A 17,174-nucleotide genomic window follows, 5' to 3' on the forward strand; every position below is an offset into this window, starting at 1 on the left:
TCCGCGTGTCCGGCTACGATCGGTGCGGCGTCCGCGGGGACGTCGTGGGGTGTGCGTGCGGATCCACCGCCGCGCCCGGAGGAGGAGACATCGTGCGACTGTTCGGCACGGACGGGGTCCGTGGGCTGGCCAACCGGGACGTCACCGCGGAGCTGGCCCTGGGGCTCGGCAGCGCGGCGGCCCACGTGCTCGGCACGTCGGGCGAGTTCGCCGGGCACCGCCCGCGTGCCGTCGTCGGGCGCGACCCGCGTGCGTCCGGGGAGTTCCTGGCCGCCGCGGTCGGCGCCGGTCTCGCCAGCTCCGGGGTGGACGTCGTCAACCTCGGGGTGCTGCCGACGCCCGCGCTCGCCCACCTCGTGGGGGCGATGGACATGGACCTCGGCGTCATGATCTCCGCGTCCCACAACGCGATGCCGGACAACGGCATCAAGTTCTTCGCGCGCGGCGGGCTCAAGCTGGCCGACCACGTCGAGGACGAGATCGAGGCCCGGCTCGGCCAGGACTGGGAGCGGCCGATCGGCGCCGACGTCGGGCGCATGCGCTCCGACACCGGCATCGCCGCCCAGCAGTACGTGGAGCACCTCGTGGCGAGCATCGGCACGACGCCGGACGTGCGCCCCCTGGAGGGCCTGCGCATCGCCGTGGACGCCGCGAACGGTGCCGCGAGCCAGGTCGGTCCGGAGGCCCTCCGGGAGGCGGGGGCCGACGTCGTCGTCATCAACGCGAGCCCCGACGGTCGCAACATCAACGAGAAGGCCGGCTCCACGCACCCGGAGCAGCTGCAGGCCGTCGTCGTGGCCGCGGAGGCCGACTTCGGCGTCGCGTTCGACGGTGACGCGGACCGCTGCCTCGCCGTCGACCACGGGGGCGTGCTGGTGGACGGCGACCAGATCCTCGGGATCCTCGCCCGCGCGCTCAAGGACGAGGGCCGGCTGCCGTCGGACACGCTGGTCGTCACCGTGATGAGCAACCTCGGCCTCCTGCTCGCGATGCGCGAGTCGGGCATCACCACGATCCAGACCGGCGTGGGCGACCGGTACGTGCTCGAGGAGATGCGCGCGCACGGGTACGGCCTCGGGGGCGAGCAGTCGGGCCACATCATCCTCGCCGACCACGCCACGACCGGCGACGGCGTCCTCACCGCGCTGCACCTCGCCGCGCGCGTGAAGGCGAGCGGGCGGCGCCTGGCCGACCTCGCCGCCGACGTCCCGCGCCTCCCGCAGACGCTCGTCAACGTCAAGGGCGTCGACAAGGCCCGCGCGGCCGACGACGAGGGGGTGCGCGCCGCGATCGAGAGCGCGGAGGCGCTGCTGGGGGAGACGGGCCGCGTGCTGCTGCGCCCGTCCGGCACGGAGCCGCTCGTGCGCGTCATGGTCGAGGCCGCCACCCAGACGCAGGCCGACGGCGTGGCGGACACGCTCGCCGCCGTCGTGCGCGACCGGCTGGCCCTGTGACCGACGGCCCGGCCGACGCCGTGGACGAGGCCCTGCGGGCCGCCGTCGTCGACCTGCTGGACCGGGCGGACGCGGCGGCGGACGGGCCGGGCACCGGCCTGCTGCCGATCGTGCAGGCCGGGGCGCCGGTGCTGCGCACCCGAGCGGCGTCGTACACCGGGCAGCTGGGCGACGTGCTGCCGCGGCTGCTCGAGGCGATGCGGCGCACCATGCACGCCGCGCCCGGCGTGGGGCTCGCGGCGCCGCAGGTCGGGATCGGGCTGGCGGTCGCCGTCGTCGAGGACGCCGGCGCCTCGCCCGGCTCCGGGGCGGACGACCCCCGCGAACGGACGCCGCTGCCGTACCGGGTGCTGCTCGACCCCGCGTACGAACCGCTGACCGGCCCGGACGGGGAGCCGGAGCGAGCGGCCTTCCACGAGGGCTGCCTGTCCGTGCACGGCTGGCAGGCCGTCGTCGCGCGGCACCGGCGGGTGCGCCTCACCGGCCGCGACGAGACCGGCGCGCCGATCGACGAGGTCCTCACGGGCTGGCCCGCCCGCATCGTGCAGCACGAGACGGACCACCTGGCGGGCGAGCTCTACCTGGACCACGCGCGGCTGCGGACGCTCACCTCGAACGAGAACCTGCTGCGGTACGGCCAGGTCACCGACCCGGCGTCCGCGGACAGCGGGTTCGTGGACCTCGGGTGAACATTCGGCGCTCAGGGTGGAACCGGGGGAAATCCCCATGCAGCCGGTGCCCTGGTACTGCCTAGGCTGGTGCCGTGACGCCGCCCGGCGTCGTGCGACCGCCGGAGGCCCACCTCCCGGCCGACGAACCGAGGGACCGACCTGGTGAACCTGTCGACGATGCTGGCACAGCTGGAGGGCTGGGTCCTCGACCTGGGCGCGTCCCTGTGGATCTACCCGGCCATGTACGTCTTCGCCACGATCGACGGGTTCTTCCCCCCGATTCCCAGCGAGTCCGTGGTCATCACGCTCACCGTGCTCGCGCACTCCGAGGGCGAGCCGTGGCTGCCCGGCGTCCTCGCCCTCGCCATCGCCGGCGCGTGGACGGGCGACCAGATCGCCTACCAGATCGGCCGCTCCGTCGGCACCGAACGGTTCGCCTTCCTGCGGTCCGCCCGCGGACGCAAGGCCGTCGACTGGGCGCGGCACGCGCTGGACCACCGCGGGGCGTCGTTCATCCTCGCCGCGCGGTACGTGCCGATCGGGCGGGTCGCGGTCAACATGACCGCGGGCGCCGTGGGCTACCCGCGCCACCGGTTCATGCTCTACTCGGGCATCGCGGCCGTGACGTGGGGCATCTACTCGATGCTCATCGGGCTCGCCGCGGCCTCGTGGCTCGGGCACAACACGCTGCTCGCCATGGCCGTCGGCGTGGTCGCGGGCATCCTGCTCGGCGTCCTCGTGGACCAGGTGGTGCAGCGCGTCGCCGGTCCGCCGAAGACGCAGCCGGTGCCCGCCGACGACGAGCGCGACGACGAGGCCGACGCCGAGCCCACGAGCCGGGCGGCCTGACGCCGGTCGCCGTCAGAGCTTGCGCAGCCGCACCCGCTGGACGGAGTGGTCCGACCCCTTGGTGAGCACCAGGGTGGCGCGGCCCCGGGTGGGGAGCACGTTGTGCTCGAGGTTCGGCGCGTTGATCGACTCCCAGATGGACAGCGCCCGCTCCGTCGCCTCCGCGTCGGACAGGTCCGCGTAGCGCCGGAAGTACGACTCCGGCCGGCTGAACGCCGTCCGGCGCAGCTGGAGGAACCGCTCCACGTACCACTGGCGGATGTTGCGCGTGCGGGCGTCGACGTAGATCGAGAAGTCGAAGAAGTCGCTCACCGCCACCGTCGACTCGTCGATCGCCGACGGGCGCGCCGGCTGCAGCACGTTGAGGCCCTCGACGATCAGCACGTCCGGCTTGCGCACCACGACCTCCTCGCCGGGCACGATGTCGTACACGACGTGCGAGTACACGGGGGCGCGTACCTCGGCCTGCCCCGCCTTCACGCGGGACAGGAAGCGGATGAGGGCGCGACGGTCGTAGGACTCGGGGAAGCCCTTGCGGTCCATGATGCCGCGGCGCTGCAGCTCGGCGTTCGGGTACAGGAAGCCGTCGGTCGTGATCAGCTCGACGTGCGGGGTGTCCGGCCAGCGCGCCATCATCTCGCGCAGGATGCGCGCCGTCGTCGACTTGCCGACCGCGACCGAGCCCGCGACGCCGATGACGTACGGGGTGCGCGGCGGCTCCTCGTGCAGGAACGTCGACGTGGCGCGGTGCAGCCCGGCGCTCGCGGCCACGTACAGGTTGAGCAGCCGCGACAGGGGGCGGAAGACGGCGTCCACCTCGGCCAGGTCGATCGGGTCGCCCAGGCCGCGCAGCCGCTCCACGTCGGCGTCGGTCAGCGGCAGGGGCGTCGACGCGGACAGGCGGCTCCACGCCGCGCGGTCGAGGTCGACGTACGGGGACGCCGGCGCCAGCCGGGTGAGGTGCTCGCCGAGGGGCTGGGGTGCCGTGCCGGGGGCTGTGCCCGGTGCGTTGTCGGGGGACTGCGGTGCCACCTGCACGATTCTGCCCGAGGCCGGCCGGGGAACGACAACCGCGGACGCTCTCGTCTCCGGGCGAGTCACGGCGGCCACGGGTCGACGACGTCGCCGAGCCGCTCCACGAGCCGCCGCGCGTCCCGCGGGGCGTGGGCGTGGCCGTCGTTGTCGAAGTACACGACGACGTCCTGCCCGGCGTCCGCCCGCCGTCGCACCCAGTCCGCCCACCCGTCCAGGCGCGCGTCGTCGTAGCGGCTCGAGTACAGCGACGTCGGGCCGTGCAGCCGGAGATACGCGAGGCCGGCCGTGGGGTGGTCGAGGAGCGGCCAGTGCCCGGCGCCGTCCGACAGGACGAGCGCGACGTCGTGGTCGCGCAGCATCCGGAGGGCCTCGCGAGTCTCGAACGACGCGTGCCGCGGCTCCAGGGCGTGGCGCAGGGGGCGGTCCACGCCGGCCTCGGTCCAGGCCTCCGCACGAAGACGGTCGTCGTGGTGGGTGGCGAGGCGCGCGGCCTCGGCGGTGGTGCGCGGCAGCGTGTCGAGGAACGTCGCGAGCACCTCGGCGTCGAACGTGGCGCGCTCCGGCAGCTGCCAGAGCACGGGACCGAGCCGGTCCCCGAGGGCGAGGAGGCCGCTCGCCACGAAGTTCGCGAGCGCGGTGCGCGGCTCGCGCAGGCGCTTGAGGTGCGTGACGTACCGGCTGCCCTTGACCGCGAACGTGAAGCCCTCCGGCACCGTGTCCCGCCAGCGCAGGAAGGAGGCGGGCCGCTGGAGGCCGTAGAACGTGCCGTTGAGCTCGAGCGTCGAGAACCGCCCCGCGGCGTGGGCCAGCTCGTCGGCACGCCGGGTGCCGTCGGGATAGAAGCGGCCGTGCCAGTGCCGGTACTGCCAGCCCGACAGGCCCACGCGGACGCTGGGCACGGTGGCGAGCCTACGAGCCGTCCGCTCTGGTCGCCGCACGGCGCCCCGCCCTGGAGGTGGCCGGCGGCCGCGGGTGGGCAGGGTGCATGATCGGCGCATGGACCTGGGCGAGCTGTCGGACGAGCTGGAGATCATCTCGCGGGTGTACGAGCGGCGCTTCGGCGTGGCGCGCACCGACGACTGGTTGGTGCTCAAGCTGCACGAGGAGGTCGGGGAGCTCACCCAGGCCTACCTCGCCCGGTCGGGACGTTCCCGGGACCGGGGCGAGGGGGAGCAGGCGGTGGACGCCGCGTTCCGGGCCGAGCTCGCCGACGTGCTCGCCCAGGTGCTGCTCGTGGCGCGCCGGTTCGACGTCGACCTCGAGGCGGAGCTCGAGCGGAAGTGGTTCCGCTGGCGGCACCTCGTGGAGCCGGCGGACGAGGCCGGGGTGCGCGCCGGGGACGGTCCGGCGCCGACCTAGAGTGGGGCGCATGATCATCGGCGTGGGCATCGACGTGGTGGACGTCGCCCGGTTCATGGCGACGGTGGAGCGGGTGCCGCGCCTGCGCGAGAAGCTCTTCACCGAGGCCGAGCGCGACCTGCCGGCGTCGTCCCTGGCGGCGCGCTTCGCGGCCAAGGAGGCCATCGCGAAGGCGCTCGGTGCCCCGGGGAACCTGCACTGGCACGACGCGACGGTGCACCGCACGGTCGGCGGGCCGCCCGAGGTCGAGCTGCGGGGCACCGTGCAGGCCCGCGCCGACGAGCTGGGCGTCAAGGCCTGGCACCTGTCCATCTCGCACGACGCCGGCATCGCGTCGGCCATGGTGGTGGCGGAGGGCTGAGCGCGCCCGCCGGACGGGCCCTCAGGCGAGGGCCCGCCACCAGTCGAGCGCGACCGGCAGCGCGGCGAGCACGCTGACGTGGCCGTCCCGTGGGCGCAGCCACAGCTCCGCGGCGGGGAGGGCGTCGAGCAGCAGGTCGGCGTGGTGGCACGGCACGACCCGGTCGGCGCCGCCCTGCACGACCAGGGCGGGGGCCGTCACGTCGCCCAGCTCGACGCCCCAGGGCCGCACGAACGCGAGGTCGTCGTCGACCTGCCCGCCCGGCCACGCCTGGCCGGACCGCGAGGCGTCGTCCCCGAGCGAGGCCCAGGTCCCCGCCAGCGCCGCGTAGTCGTCGGCCGTGAAGCTGGACTCGTCGAACTCCGCCGTCTCGGCGTGTCGCTCCCGCGCCTCCCGACCGTCGAGCGCCGAGCGCAGGCCGCCGTCGTCGGCCATCCCGGCGAACCACGGCTCGTCGCGCTCGGGCCCGGGGTACGGCGCGACGCCGGCGAGGGTCACCGCGCCGGACACCAGGTCGGGCCGGAGCGCGGCGAGGGCCAGGGCGTGCGGACCGCCGCCGGAGGCGCCGACGGCGACGCACCGGGCCACGCCGAGGGCGTCGAGGGCGTGCGCCACGTCCGACGCGGCGTCCGCCACGGTGCGCCCGGGGTGGGCAGCGGAGCCGCCGTACCCGGCGCGGGCCGCGGAGACCACCCGCAGCCCGCGCGCCCGGGCGGCCCCGACGACCGGGGGCAGCAGCTCGCCGGACTGCGGCGACCCGTGGTGCCAGACGACGGCGTCGGCAGACGGCGGGCCGTCGTCGTGCACGACGAGCCGCCGACCGTCCGGCAGGTCGATCTCGTGGCGCGGCACCCCGTCAGTCCTGCAGCGCGGGGATGACCTGGCGCTGGAACAGCTCGATCTGGTCGCGGTCGGCCGCGGCGTTCGGGAAGTATGTGATGGCGTACGTCATGCCGAGGTCGCGCAGCCCCGAGAGCTTCTCCACGATCTGCTCCGGCGTGCCGACGAGCGGCCCGTTGCGCCAGTTCGCGATCTCCTGCTCGCCCTTCTCGCCGGGCGCGTGCTTGCGGAAGTGCGACTCGATCCAGGCGAAGCGGTCGTCCACCTCGGCCTGGTTCTCGCCGATCACCACGTTGTAGTCCGAGGACCGGGTGATCTCGCCGAAGTCGCGGCCCAGGTCGCGGCAGTGCTGCTCGAGGATGGACGACTTGTGGGCGAACGTCTCCGGGTCGCCCGCGAAGTTCGTGTACTGCGCGAACCGCGCGGCGATGCGCAGCGTCTTCTTCTCGCCGCCGCCTGCCACCCACAGCGGGATGCTCGGCACCTCGGCGCCGCCGTCGCCCACCGGGAGCTGCTGGAGCGGCTGGGGGTAGCAGAGGGCGCCGTCCACCTGGTACGTCTCGCCGTCGAACTTCCCGGACGACCCGGTGCGCCACATCTGCGTGATGATCTGCAGGCCCTCGTCGAGCGCACGCAGACGCTCGCCCGCGCGGGGGAAGCCGTAGCCGTAGGCACGCCACTCGTGCTCGTACCAGCCCGCCCCGATGCCGAGCTGGGCGCGGCCGCCGGAGATCGCGTCCACCGTGGAGGCGACCTTCGCCAGGTAGGCGGGGTTGCGGTACGACATGCACGTGCACATCTGGCCCAGCTTCACGCGCTGGGACGCGGCCGCGAACGCCGCCATGAGCGTCCACGCCTCGTGCGTCGCCTCGGTGCTGGGGACCGGAACGGTATGAAAATGGTCATACACCCAGACCGAGTCCCAGGCCCAGGGGCCACCGGGGATCGGCTCGCCGGCCGCGGCGTTGTCGGCGTAGTGGAGCAGGGACAGCATCGTCTCCCAGTGCTGCTCCGGGGGGATGTCGGTGAGCGAGTGGCGCCAGCCCTGCGGGATGAAGAGTCCGAATCGCATGGGCCAGAGCCTATGCCTCGACCTGGGGCGACGCTGCGGGGCGCGGCGGGGCGCGGCAGGATGCGTCCCATGATCTCCGCCTGGACCGCCGCCGACGTCCGCGCCGCCGAGGAGCCGCTGCTCGAGGCCGGGGTCCCCCTGATGGAGCGGGCGTCGTTCGCGCTCGCCGTGCACGTGCTGCGCGAAGTCGCCGCGCGCCGGGGGCCGGTGCGCGGCGCGCGGGTCGTGGTGCTCGCGGGGGCGGGCAACAACGGTGGCGACGCGCTGCACGCGGGCGCCGTGCTCGCGCGGCGTGGGCTCGCGGTGACGGCGGTGCTGGTCGCCGAGCGGTTCCACGCCGGCGGTCGGGCGGCGCTGGAGCTCGCCGGCGGCCGCGTCGTCGAGCTCTTCGCCGCGCCCGAGCGACTGGACGCGGTGGCCGACGACGCCGCCCGCGCCGACGTCGTGCTCGACGGCCTGGTCGGCATCGGGGCGCGGGGGCCGCTGCGCGGACTCGCCCAGGATGCTGCGAGCGGGCTCGTGGCCCGCATCGACCGGCGTGCCGGGGCCGACGGCCCGCTCACTGCGACGGCGGACGGCCGGCCGTGGGTGGTGGCGGTGGACGTGCCGTCGGGCATCGGAGTCGACGACGGCGCGGTGGCCGGTCCGGTGCTGCCGGCGGACCGCACGGTGACGTTCGGCGCGGTCAAGCCGGGCCTGCTGCTGCCGCCGGCGGCAAGGCTCGCGGGCGAGGTGAGCGTCGTGGACATCGGCCTGGACCTCCGGCCGGACGGCGCCGGCCCGTCGGCCGTGCGGCGGCTGGAGCCGGCCGACGTCGGCGCGTCGTGGCCCGTGCCCGGCGCCGCGGACCACAAGTACACGCGCGGCGTGGTCGGCGTCGTGGCGGGAACGGCGACGTACCCCGGCGCGGCGGTGCTCACGACGACCGCCGCCGTACGGACCGGGGCCGGGATGGTGCGCTACCGGGGCTCGGCCGAGGTGGGCGGCCGGGTGCTCGACGCCCGGCCCGAGGTCGTCACCGCGCCCGGCCGCGTGCAGTCGTGGGTCGTGGGGCCGGGCATCCCCGGCGACCCGGAGACCGCGCACGAGGGGGAGGCCGACGGCCTGGACGACGGTCAGCATGAGCGCGGGCGGGCGTGCCTCGCCGCGGCGGCCGGCCGGCTCGCCGGGACGGCGGGCGGGCCCGTGCCCGCGGTGGTCGACGCCGGCGGGCTGGGCCTGCTCGACGAGCGCGTCCCGGCGTGGTTCGTGCTCACCCCGCACGCGGGCGAGCTGACGGCGCTGCTGCGCTCGCGCGGCGAGGACGTGCGCAGGCCGGACGTCGAGGCCGAGCCGCTGCGCTGGGCACGCCGCGCGCATGAGCTCACGGGCGCGACGGTGCTGCTCAAGGGCGGTGTGACCGTCGTCGCGGGACCGGGCGTCGCCTGGGCGCAGGCCGACGGGCCCGGGTGGCTGGCCACGGCGGGCGCCGGCGACGTCCTCGCCGGGGTGCTCGGCGCGATGCTCGCGGCCCGGTCGCGCGACGTCGTCGAGGACCCGGCGCTCGCGGCCGAGGTCGCCGCCGCCGCGGCGCTGGTGCACGGTCGTGCCGCCCAGCGCGCGAACCCCGGCGGGCCCGTGGCCGCCCTCGACGTCGCGCACGCCGTGCCCGGCGAGATCGGGGACCTCCTGGCCGCTGTCTGACGCAGACCCGAGGTCGACTGCACGCGCGGCCAGAAAGGGCATGACCGGTGCCGCTCAGCGCGGGTACGGTGCGCCGGTGACGACGAACCTCCCGGCCGTGCGAGTGCTGCGCTCCGACGACCCGGAGGCCGCCCGCCTCCTCGACGCCGGGGCCCGTGTCGTCTCCGAGTCGTGGGGCGCCCGGCTCACCGTCACGCCCGAGGTGCTGGCCACGTGCCGTGCCGCCGTCGACGCCGGGCAGAGAGCGGGGTGGACGGTCCGGGCGCTCGCGCCTGACGACGCGGCCGCGCTCGCCGCGCTCGACGCCGGGGCCGCCGCCGACTACCCGGTGACCGTCGCGACGTCGCACGACGTGCCCGACGCCGCTGCGCTCGCGGCACAGCTGGGCGCGGGGGAGCGATGGGCGTTCGGTGCGTTCGCCGCGGGCGGCCGTCTGGACGCCGCGACGGTGCTGTACCCGGCGGCGGACCGCGTCGAGATCGACTTCACCGTGACGCGCGCCGCGGCCCGACGGCGAGGGCTGGCGACCGCCGTCAAGGGGGCCGCGGTCATGGCGCTCGCCGACGCCGGGCACGCCGTCTTCGGCACCGGTGGCGCCGGGGACAACGTGGCATCACGGCGTGCGAACGAGGCGCTCGGCTACGTCGTCACCGAGCGCTGGCTGCACCTGGGGAGGCCCGTGCCCACAGGGGCGGTCGGCACCGCGCCACGACCGTGACCGCTCACCGCGTGGTGAACGCGCCCCCGTTCACGTGCAGGGTCTGGCCGGTCACGTGCCGTGCGCCGGGCGACGCGAGGTAGGCCACGAGGGCGGCGACGTCGTCCGGGCGGCCGGGACGCCGGTCGTGCGTCGCGGCCACGAGCGACTCCCGCCGCTCGGGGGCGAGGCGTCCCTTGAAGTAGCCGGTGCCCTCGACGTATCCGGGGGACACGCAGTTCACGGTGATCCCTCGGGGGCCCACCTCGGCGGACAGGCCCGCGGTCCACGCCTGGACCGCGGCCTTCGCGACGCCGTAGGAGGTGCCGGCGTATTCCGCGCCGATCGAGCCCACGGTGACGACCGACCCGCCGGGCGGCATCTCGCGCAGCGCGGCGGTCGAGACGAGGACGGTCGACAGCAGGTTGGCGTCGAGGTTCGCCCGCCACGCCTCCGCCACCGCGTCGAGCGACCGGGTCCCCTCGGCCGGGGAGTCGAAGTCGGTGTTGCCGCCGGAGAGGGCGACGAGCACGTCGACGGGCCGGCCGACCTCCGCCACCAGGCGCTCGACGTCCGCGGGGTCGGCGGGGTCGCAGCGCACGCCGCGCGCGCCGGTGTCGGCGGCGGCGTCCGCGAGCGGCCCGGGCCGGCGGCCAGACAGGACGACGTCGTCGCCCGCCGCGGCGAACGTGCGCGCCACGGCGCGGCCGATGCCGCCGGTGCCGCCGGTCACGAGAACGGTGCGGGTCATGGGGGCCCCCGGTATGTTTAGACCTAAACGTCGTCGCCAGCGTACAGGAGCCCGCATGTCCGAACCCGTCGTGGGGCCGCCCGGCCCCGGACCCCTGGACGGGGTGGCCGCGCTCCCGTCCGCGCGGATCGCCGAGGCCTGGGAGCGTGAGCTGCCCGGTGTCCCGACGTCGTCGATCGGGGTCATCACGCCGCTGTGGAGGGTGGCGAAGTTGCTCGCCGACGAGCGTCGACGCACCCTCGCACGGCTCGGGGTCGACACGGCGGCCCTGGACCTGCTGAGCACGCTGCGCCGGGCGGGCGATCCCTGGACGCTCACGACGCGGGAGCTCGCGGCCCGGTGCCTTGTCACCGCGGGGGCGATCTCGCAGCGGGTGGCCCGGGCCGAGGCCGCCGGGCTGGTGGCACGGTCGTCGTCGTCCACCGGGCCGCGCGCGGTCGCCGTCACGCTGACGGACGCCGGTCACGCGACGGTGGAGCGGGTCGTGCGCGAGCTGCTCGAGCACGAGGAACGGCTGCTCGACGTGCTGAGCGACGCGGACCAGGCCCGCGTGGCCGACGCGCTCGAGACCCTGCTCGCGTCGCTGCCGAGGGCGGACGCGGAAGGCCCAGGAGGCGTCTAGCGGGGCAGCGCCTTCTCGATCAGGCCGACGATGTCGGGGGAGTCGGGGACGGTCTGCGGGGAGAACCGGTGCACGTCGCCGCCGGGCAGCACGACGAACTTCTCGAAGTTCCACCGGATGCGGCCGTCGTGCCCGCCGGCGTCGGAGGTCTTCTTCAGCTCGACGTACAGCGGGTGGGTGTGCCGGCCGTTCACGCGGATTTTCGAGACCACGGGGAACGTGACGCCGTAGGTGGTGGAGCAGAACTCGGCGATCTTCTCGTCGGTGGACAGCTCCTGGAGGAACTGGTTGGACGGGAAGCCGATCACGGTGAACCCGCGGTCGGCGTACGACTTCTGCAGCTGCTCCAGCGCCTCGTACTGCGGGGTGAGCCCGCACCGCGAGGCGACGTTGACCACCAGCACGACGTCGTCCCGGTGCTCCGCGAGCGTGGTCGCCGTGCCGTCCATGCGCTCGAACGGGATGTCGTAGAGGCTCATACGGCCCATCATGCCGCGCGCGACAATGGTCCGGTGCCACCAGGATCGCGCGAGCACCGCCCGCGCAAGCACGTCCCGCCCCTGCCCGTGCGCGCCGGCCTCAACCCCACGCGCCTCGTGCTGCCCCACGACGCGGCCAGCGTCGCCCGGTACGCGACGGCGGCGCAGTACCTGCTGGAGCGGTTCGGCCGCGACGCGGGCGACGTCGCGCGCTTGCGGGAGAAGCTCGCCGCGGGCGAGGTGGTGACGGGCGGGGGCGCCGTCGTCGACGACGCGACGCCGTACGAGCCGCGCGGGTTCCTCTATCTCTACCGCGACCCGCCCGCCGACGAGCCGGAGGTGCCCGCCCTCGCGGAGCTGGAGGTGCTGCACCGCGACGACGACCTGCTCGTCGTGGACAAGCCGCACCTCGTCGCCACGATGCCGCGCGGGCGGTGGGTGACCCGCACGGTGCTCGTGCGCCTGCGCGCCACGCTCGACCTGCCCGAGCTGGTGCCCGCGCACCGGCTCGACCGGCCCACCGCGGGCGTCCTGGTGCTCACGGTGCGGCCCGAGGTGCGCGGTGCGTACCAGACGGCGTTCCAGGACCGTGCCGTGCGGAAGGTCTACGAGGCGGTCGCGCCGCTTCCGGCGCCGGGCTCGGCGATCGACCGGGACGGGACGACGACGGTCCGTTCGCGCATCGTCAAGCACCGGGGCGTGGTGCGCGCCCAGGAGGAGCCGGGGGAGCCGAACGCCGAGTCGCGGGTGACGCTCGTCGCGCGGGACGAGGACCGCGGGCTCGGGCTCTACCGGCTCGAGCCGCGCACCGGCAAGACGCACCAGCTGCGCCTGCACATGGCGTCCCTCGGGCTGCCGTTGCTGCACGACCCGTTCTGGCCGGTGCTGCGCGCGGACGCCCCCGACGACCCGGACCGGCCGCTGCAGCTGCTCGCCCGCTCGCTGGCGTTCGTCGACCCGCTCAGCGGCGAGCCGCGCGAGTTCCGCTCCCGCCGCCGCCTCGCCGCGTGGCCCGGTGGCGAGCACGCCGGGGCCGACGGCCCGCGGTGAGAGAATCGATGACCGTGAGCACCGAGGTCCCGTCCGAGGTCCCGACCGACACCACCCCCGCCGCGCCGGCCGACCCGTCCCTCCCCGCATTCCCCGACGACGCGCTGGCCCGCGCCGTCGTCGACCTGTCCGCCGTGCGCGACAACGTGCGCGCCCTGGCCGGGCACGCCCCCGGCGCCGCGGTGATGGCCGTGGTGAAGGCGGACGGGTACGGGCACGGGATGCTCCCGGTGGCGCGGGCGGCGCTCGCCGGCGGCGCGACCTGGCTCGGCACGGCGGTGCCCGCCGAGGCGCTCGCGCTGCGCGCCGGCGGCGTCACGACCGCCGACGCCCGCGTGCTCACCTGGCTCGCGACGCCCGGCGCGCCGTTCGACCGGCTCGTGGCGGCGGGCGTGGACGTCGGGGTCGCGGCGCCGTGGGCGCTGGACGAGGTGGCCGCCGGGGCGCGGGCCGCGGGCGAGCCGGCGCGCGTGCACCTCAAGGTCGACACCGGCCTCGGCCGCAGCGGGATCATGCCCGCCGACCTGCCGGACGTCGTCCGGCGGGCCGCCGCGCTCCAGGCCGAGGGCGTGCTGCGGGTGGTCGGCGTGATGTCGCACCTGGCGTGCGCGGACGAGCCCGGCCACCCGTCGATCGCGCTCCAGGCGGCGGCGTTCGACGCCGCGGTCGCCGTGGTCGAGGCCTCCGGCGCGTCGCTCGAGGTGCGGCACCTCGCGAACTCGGCCGCCGTGCTCACCGACCCCCGCCTGCACTACGACCTCGTGCGCCCCGGCATCGCCGTCTACGGGCACTCGCCGGTGCCGCAGCTCGGCGCCCCCGGCGACTACGGGCTGCGCGGGGCGATGACGCTGCAGGCGCGGCTCGCCACCGTCAAGGACGTACCGGCCGGCCACGGGGTGTCGTACGGGCACCACTACACGACGCCGCGGGACACGCGGCTCGGGGTGGTGCCGCTGGGCTACGCGGACGGCATCCAGCGGCACGCGTCGGGCGGCGGCCTCGGCGTCGGCGGGCCGGTGGGCGTCGGCTCCGCGGCCGGAGCACGGGTGCTGCGCGTGGCCGGGAGGGTGTGCATGGACCAGTTCGTGCTCGACCTCGGGCCGGACGCGACCGAGCGCGAGGGCGACGTCGTGACGCTGTTCGGGGCGTCCGACGGCGTGGAGCGCGGCGCGGTCGTGCCGAACGCGGAGGACTGGGCCCGCGCGGCGGGCACCATCAGCTACGAGATCGTGACGGGCATCGGGGCGCGCGCGGTGCGCGTGTACACGGGCCCGGGCGACGGGACCGACAACGGCAGCAGGAAGGAAGGGCAGCGGTGAGCGACGTCGTCGTGCGCACGGAGACGGACCTGCCGGACGCGGAGGCGACCCGGGCGCTGGGAGCGGCCCTCGCCGGGGTGCTCCGGGCGGGTGACCTGGTGATCCTCACGGGGGACCTGGGGGCGGGCAAGACGACGCTCACCCAGGGCCTCGGGGCCGCGCTGGGGGTGCGGGGGCAGGTCGCGTCGCCCACGTTCATCGTGGCGCGCGAGCACCCGCCGCTGCCGCGCGAGGACGGCTCGCGCGGCCCGGCGCTGGTGCACGTGGACGCCTACCGGCTCGGCGGGCTGGGAGAGCTGGACGCGCTGGACCTGGACTCGTCGCTGGACGAGTCCGTCACCGTCGTCGAGTGGGGTCGCGGGCTGGCCGAGGCGCTCACCGACGACCGGCTCGAGATCGACCTGGAGCGCCCGCGCGGCACCGCGGCCGGCGCGGCCGACGGCCCCGACGCGGAGGTGGCTGCCGACGACGAGGCCGACCCCGGCGCCGGGACGCGGCACGCGACGCTGCGCGGCGTCGGCGCCCGCTGGGCCGGCGTCGACCTGGCCGCGCTCACCGCGCGCTGACCCGGTCGAGGAATCGAGCGTGCTGAACTGATCCTCCAAGGCCGCGTTCGAGGATCAATTCAGCACCGACGATGCGTCCCCCGGCCGGGCCGCGGGAAACGTAGGCTGAGGCCGTGGCAGTTCTCGCATTGGACACCTCCGCAGCCGTCGCCGTCGCCCTCGTGGACGACGACGGCGCACGCCTCGCCGCACGCTCGGCCGACGAGCGCCGCCGGCACGCCGAGTCGCTGGCCCCGCTGATCGACGCGGCGCTCGCCGACGCCGGCCTGGACCGCACCGACCTCACCGCCGTCGCGGTGGGCACCGGGCCCGCGCCGTTCACCGGCCTGCGCGTGGGGCTGGTCACGGCGCGCACGCTGGCGCTCGCGCTCGGGATCGACGTGCTCGGCGTGCCGAGCGTCGACGCGCTGGCCGTGCAGGCGGTCGCCGACCTGGGGCTGACGCCGGGCGACGAGGTGCTCGTCGCGACCGACGCCCGCCGCAAGGAGGTCTACTGGGCGCACTACCGCGTCGTCGCGCACGAGGGTCCGCACGCGGTCCCCGTCGTCGAGACGCTGGCCGGCCCGGGCGTCGACAAGGCCGCCGACGTCGCCGCCCGCCTCGCGGACGCGCCCGCCGACGGCGGTCGTCTCGTCGTCGTGGGGGAGGGTGCGGCCCTCTTCCCCGAGCACCTGCCCGCCGACGACGACGGGCCGCTCGTGCCCGACGCCGCCGTGCTCGCGCGCGTCGCTCTCGCCCGCCGCGCCGCCGGCGAGGAGCTGCCCACCGAGCCGCTGTACCTGCGCCGGCCCGACGTGCAGGAGCCCGCGCCGGCGCGCCTCGTGCCCGCGACCGGGAGCCCGGCATGAGCACCGAGCAGCCGACCTCCGACCCGACGACAGAGCCGACGACGGAGCCCGTCGCCGCCGAGCCCGAGCGCCCCGCCCCGGACCTGCCCCGTACCGTGCAGCAGGTGTACGCGCCGTCGTGCCGGCTGCGACCGCTGGGCAGCGCGGACTTCGACCGCGTGCTCCAGCTCGAGCGGGTGCTGTTCGGCGCCGGGGCGTGGACGTACGGGATGCTCGCCGACGAGCTGGCCGCGCTCGGCCGCTGGTACGTCGTCGCGGAGCCCGCGGGGCCGGACGCCGTCGCGGTGTACGGGATCGGGCCGAAGCCGGTGGTCGGGTACGCAGGCCTGTGGTTCGACGGCGACGACGCGCAGATCATGACGATCGGCGTGGACCCGCACTACCAGCGGCACGGCGTGGGGCGCGCGCTGCTGGAGGCGCTGGTCGAGCGCGCGCGCAAGCTCCGCGCCGGGGCGGTCCTGCTCGAGGTACGGGTCGACAACGCGCCCGCGCTGGCGCTGTACGAGAAGTACGGCTTCGAGCGGATCGGGCTGCGCAGGCGGTACTACCAGCCCGAGGACAAGGACGCCTTCACGATGCGGCTCGACCTGCGGGGGACGGCGTCGTGACCCGCGAGGACACGCCGCGCTCGCGGGTGCTCGTCACGGTCGCGGAGCTCGCGGCGGACCTGCGGCTGAGCGCCGGGCCCGACCCGGCCGACGGCGCCCCCGTGCTGCTCGACGTCCGCTGGGCGCTCGGCATGACCGACGGCCGCGAGCGCTACCTCGAGGGGCACCTGCCCGACGCCGTCTACGTGGACCTGGAGTCCGAGCTGGCCGCCGAGGCGTCGCCGGAGGAGGGCCGCCACCCGCTGCCGTCGGCGTCGTCGTTCCAGCGCAGCGCGCGGGCCTGGGGGCTGCGGGGCTCGTCCCGCGTCGTCGTGTACGACACGGTGGGCGGCACGTCCGCGGCGCGGGCCTGGTGGCTGCTGCGCTACTTCGGCGTGGCCGACGTCCGCATCCTCGACGGCGGCCTGTCCGCCTGGGTGCGCGCGGGCTACGCGCTGGAGAGCGGCGACGTCACGCGCGCGCCGGGGGACCTGGTCGTCCGTCCGGGCCACCTGCCCGTGCTCGACGCCGACGACGCGGCGGAGCTGGCCGAGACCGGGACGTTGCTGGACGCGCGGGCCGCCGAGCGCTACCGGGGTGAGACCGAGCCGGTGGACCCGCGCGCGGGTCACGTGCCCGGAGCCGTGAGCGCCCCGACGGCGGAGAACCTGCGCGAGGACGGCACGTTCCTCGACGAGGAGTCGCTCCTGGGGCGGTTCGCCGACCTCGGCCTGAGCGCGACCGGCGAGGCCGACGACGTGCTCGCCGTCGGCGTCTACTGCGGGTCGGGCGTGACGGCGTCGCACGAGATCGCCGCGCTGGCGTGCGCGGGCATCCCGGCCGCTCTGTACCCGGGGTCCTGGTCGCAGTGGTCGAACGACCCGTCGCGGCCGGTGGCCACGGGCGCACGCCCCTGAGCACGCCGAGGCGC

20 protein-coding genes are annotated in these 17,174 nt (G+C 76.0%); 14 read left to right on the forward strand and 6 right to left on the reverse strand.

All coding sequences use genetic code 11. The features are described from left to right. Positions 1 to 89 precede the first annotated feature (89 nt). The 3 genes from glmM (at position 90) to ACQP60_RS00550 (ending at position 2,974) form a co-directional block, all read left to right on the forward strand. Positions 90 to 1,454: a phosphoglucosamine mutase gene (gene glmM, locus ACQP60_RS00540; protein ID WP_429728760.1), complete on the forward strand. Its 1,365-nt coding sequence runs from the start codon at positions 90 to 92 to the stop codon at positions 1,452 to 1,454. After that, positions 1,451 to 2,143, forward strand: coding sequence for a peptide deformylase (locus tag ACQP60_RS00545; RefSeq protein WP_429727869.1), 693 nt, complete (start codon positions 1,451 to 1,453; stop codon positions 2,141 to 2,143). Before glmM ends, ACQP60_RS00545 begins: the two co-directional genes overlap by 4 nt. Positions 2,144 to 2,302: 159 nt before the next feature. Continuing rightward, entirely contained in the window at positions 2,303 to 2,974 is a 672-nt protein-coding gene (locus tag ACQP60_RS00550) for a DedA family protein (RefSeq protein WP_429727871.1), read from the forward strand. A gap of 12 nt (positions 2,975 to 2,986) precedes the next feature. Here ACQP60_RS00550 and coaA read toward each other — a convergent pair whose 3' ends face one another. Next, a complete protein-coding gene (gene coaA / locus ACQP60_RS00555) occupies positions 2,987 to 3,925 on the reverse strand; it encodes a type I pantothenate kinase (RefSeq protein ID WP_429728761.1) in 939 nt (312 codons plus the stop codon). A 146-nt stretch (positions 3,926 to 4,071) separates the two neighbouring features. Then, positions 4,072 to 4,908 (reverse strand): DUF72 domain-containing protein, encoded by an 837-nt coding sequence (locus ACQP60_RS00560; protein WP_429727872.1) that lies wholly within the window; start codon positions 4,906 to 4,908, stop codon positions 4,072 to 4,074. Positions 4,909 to 5,005: 97 nt separating this feature from the next. On the opposite strand from ACQP60_RS00560, the gene ACQP60_RS00565 reads away from it, so the two are divergent. Together ACQP60_RS00565 and ACQP60_RS00570 are read left to right on the forward strand one after the other, a co-directional pair. Then, positions 5,006 to 5,368, forward strand: a complete 363-nt coding sequence (locus ACQP60_RS00565; protein WP_429727873.1) for a nucleoside triphosphate pyrophosphohydrolase family protein — start codon at positions 5,006 to 5,008, stop codon at positions 5,366 to 5,368. A gap of 10 nt (positions 5,369 to 5,378) precedes the next feature. Beyond that, complete coding sequence (locus ACQP60_RS00570; protein WP_429727874.1) at positions 5,379 to 5,729, forward strand: holo-ACP synthase; 351 nt, start codon at positions 5,379 to 5,381, stop codon at positions 5,727 to 5,729. 21 nt (positions 5,730 to 5,750) lie between these two features. Here the strand turns inward: ACQP60_RS00570 and ACQP60_RS00575 are convergent, their stop codons facing one another. After that, positions 5,751 to 6,581 carry an alpha/beta fold hydrolase gene (locus ACQP60_RS00575; RefSeq protein ID WP_429727875.1) on the reverse strand — a complete coding sequence of 277 codons (831 nt, stop codon included), beginning with the start codon at positions 6,579 to 6,581 and terminating at the stop codon, positions 5,751 to 5,753. Positions 6,582 to 6,585: 4 nt separating this feature from the next. Beyond that, entirely contained in the window at positions 6,586 to 7,641 is a 1,056-nt protein-coding gene (locus tag ACQP60_RS00580) for an LLM class F420-dependent oxidoreductase (protein ID WP_429727876.1), read from the reverse strand. A 69-nt stretch (positions 7,642 to 7,710) separates the two neighbouring features. On the opposite strand from ACQP60_RS00580, the gene ACQP60_RS00585 reads away from it, so the two are divergent. After that, the gene (locus ACQP60_RS00585; RefSeq protein WP_429727877.1) at positions 7,711 to 9,324 is read left to right on the forward strand and encodes a bifunctional ADP-dependent NAD(P)H-hydrate dehydratase/NAD(P)H-hydrate epimerase; all 1,614 of its coding nucleotides are present in this window, start codon (positions 7,711 to 7,713) and stop codon (positions 9,322 to 9,324) included. Positions 9,325 to 9,400: 76 nt separating this feature from the next. Then, on the forward strand, positions 9,401 to 10,042 hold the full coding sequence (locus ACQP60_RS00590; protein WP_429727878.1) for an acetyltransferase: 642 nt from the start codon (positions 9,401 to 9,403) through the stop codon (positions 10,040 to 10,042). Between the two features lie 4 nt (positions 10,043 to 10,046). Here the strand turns inward: ACQP60_RS00590 and ACQP60_RS00595 are convergent, their stop codons facing one another. After that, on the reverse strand, positions 10,047 to 10,772 hold the full coding sequence (locus ACQP60_RS00595) for an SDR family NAD(P)-dependent oxidoreductase (RefSeq protein ID WP_429727879.1): 726 nt from the start codon (positions 10,770 to 10,772) through the stop codon (positions 10,047 to 10,049). Between the two features lie 55 nt (positions 10,773 to 10,827). Here ACQP60_RS00595 and ACQP60_RS00600 point away from each other — a divergent pair, with 55 nt between their 5' ends. Next, positions 10,828 to 11,394: a MarR family winged helix-turn-helix transcriptional regulator gene (locus ACQP60_RS00600; RefSeq protein ID WP_429727880.1), complete on the forward strand. Its 567-nt coding sequence runs from the start codon at positions 10,828 to 10,830 to the stop codon at positions 11,392 to 11,394. Here the strand turns inward: ACQP60_RS00600 and ACQP60_RS00605 are convergent. Next, the gene (locus ACQP60_RS00605) at positions 11,391 to 11,873 is read right to left on the reverse strand and encodes a glutathione peroxidase (protein WP_429727881.1); all 483 of its coding nucleotides are present in this window, start codon (positions 11,871 to 11,873) and stop codon (positions 11,391 to 11,393) included. The two genes, ACQP60_RS00600 and ACQP60_RS00605, sit on opposite strands and share 4 nt — an antisense overlap. A 33-nt stretch (positions 11,874 to 11,906) precedes the next feature. Between ACQP60_RS00605 and ACQP60_RS00610 the strand changes: the two genes are divergently transcribed. The 6 genes from ACQP60_RS00610 to ACQP60_RS00635 all read left to right on the forward strand — a co-directional run bounded on the left by ACQP60_RS00610 (position 11,907) and on the right by ACQP60_RS00635 (position 17,160). After that, the gene (locus tag ACQP60_RS00610; protein WP_429727882.1) at positions 11,907 to 12,923 is read left to right on the forward strand and encodes a pseudouridine synthase; all 1,017 of its coding nucleotides are present in this window, start codon (positions 11,907 to 11,909) and stop codon (positions 12,921 to 12,923) included. Positions 12,924 to 12,931: 8 nt separating this feature from the next. After that, positions 12,932 to 14,242, forward strand: a complete 1,311-nt coding sequence (gene alr / locus ACQP60_RS00615; protein WP_429727883.1) for an alanine racemase — start codon at positions 12,932 to 12,934, stop codon at positions 14,240 to 14,242. Then, on the forward strand, positions 14,239 to 14,808 hold the full coding sequence (tsaE, locus tag ACQP60_RS00620; protein WP_429727884.1) for a tRNA (adenosine(37)-N6)-threonylcarbamoyltransferase complex ATPase subunit type 1 TsaE: 570 nt from the start codon (positions 14,239 to 14,241) through the stop codon (positions 14,806 to 14,808). The genes alr and tsaE overlap by 4 nt, the downstream gene beginning before the upstream one ends. Positions 14,809 to 14,921: 113 nt before the next feature. Beyond that, positions 14,922 to 15,656, forward strand: coding sequence for a tRNA (adenosine(37)-N6)-threonylcarbamoyltransferase complex dimerization subunit type 1 TsaB (gene tsaB, locus ACQP60_RS00625; protein ID WP_429727885.1), 735 nt, complete (start codon positions 14,922 to 14,924; stop codon positions 15,654 to 15,656). After that, positions 15,653 to 16,264, forward strand: a complete 612-nt coding sequence (rimI, locus tag ACQP60_RS00630) for a ribosomal protein S18-alanine N-acetyltransferase (protein WP_429727886.1) — start codon at positions 15,653 to 15,655, stop codon at positions 16,262 to 16,264. The genes tsaB and rimI overlap by 4 nt, the downstream gene beginning before the upstream one ends. Then, positions 16,261 to 17,160: a sulfurtransferase gene (locus ACQP60_RS00635; protein ID WP_429727887.1), complete on the forward strand. Its 900-nt coding sequence runs from the start codon at positions 16,261 to 16,263 to the stop codon at positions 17,158 to 17,160. Before rimI ends, ACQP60_RS00635 begins: the two co-directional genes overlap by 4 nt. Positions 17,161 to 17,174: the final 14 nt, after the last annotated feature.

Origin of the sequence: Isoptericola variabilis (genome assembly GCF_050311655.1) — a bacterium.
GTDB lineage: Bacteria > Actinomycetota > Actinomycetes > Actinomycetales > Cellulomonadaceae > Isoptericola > Isoptericola variabilis.

What these genes read in the sequence shown, in the direction of transcription:
- ACQP60_RS00550 (WP_429727871.1), top strand. Translation starts at nt 2,303, where the DNA reads ATGCTGGCACAGCTGGAGGGCTGGGTCCTCGACCTGGGCGCGTCCCTG.
- ACQP60_RS00565 (WP_429727873.1), top strand. Translation starts at nt 5,006, where the DNA reads ATGGACCTGGGCGAGCTGTCGGACGAGCTGGAGATCATCTCGCGGGTG.
- ACQP60_RS00570 (WP_429727874.1), top strand. Translation starts at nt 5,379, where the DNA reads ATGATCATCGGCGTGGGCATCGACGTGGTGGACGTCGCCCGGTTCATG.
- ACQP60_RS00580 (WP_429727876.1), bottom strand. Translation starts at nt 7,641, where the DNA reads ATGCGATTCGGACTCTTCATCCCGCAGGGCTGGCGCCACTCGCTCACC.
- ACQP60_RS00585 (WP_429727877.1), top strand. Translation starts at nt 7,711, where the DNA reads ATGATCTCCGCCTGGACCGCCGCCGACGTCCGCGCCGCCGAGGAGCCG.
- ACQP60_RS00595 (WP_429727879.1), bottom strand. Translation starts at nt 10,772, where the DNA reads ATGACCCGCACCGTTCTCGTGACCGGCGGCACCGGCGGCATCGGCCGC.
- ACQP60_RS00600 (WP_429727880.1), top strand. Translation starts at nt 10,828, where the DNA reads ATGTCCGAACCCGTCGTGGGGCCGCCCGGCCCCGGACCCCTGGACGGG.
- ACQP60_RS00605 (WP_429727881.1), bottom strand. Translation starts at nt 11,873, where the DNA reads ATGAGCCTCTACGACATCCCGTTCGAGCGCATGGACGGCACGGCGACC.
- alr (WP_429727883.1), top strand. Translation starts at nt 12,932, where the DNA reads ATGACCGTGAGCACCGAGGTCCCGTCCGAGGTCCCGACCGACACCACC.
- rimI (WP_429727886.1), top strand. Translation starts at nt 15,653, where the DNA reads ATGAGCACCGAGCAGCCGACCTCCGACCCGACGACAGAGCCGACGACG.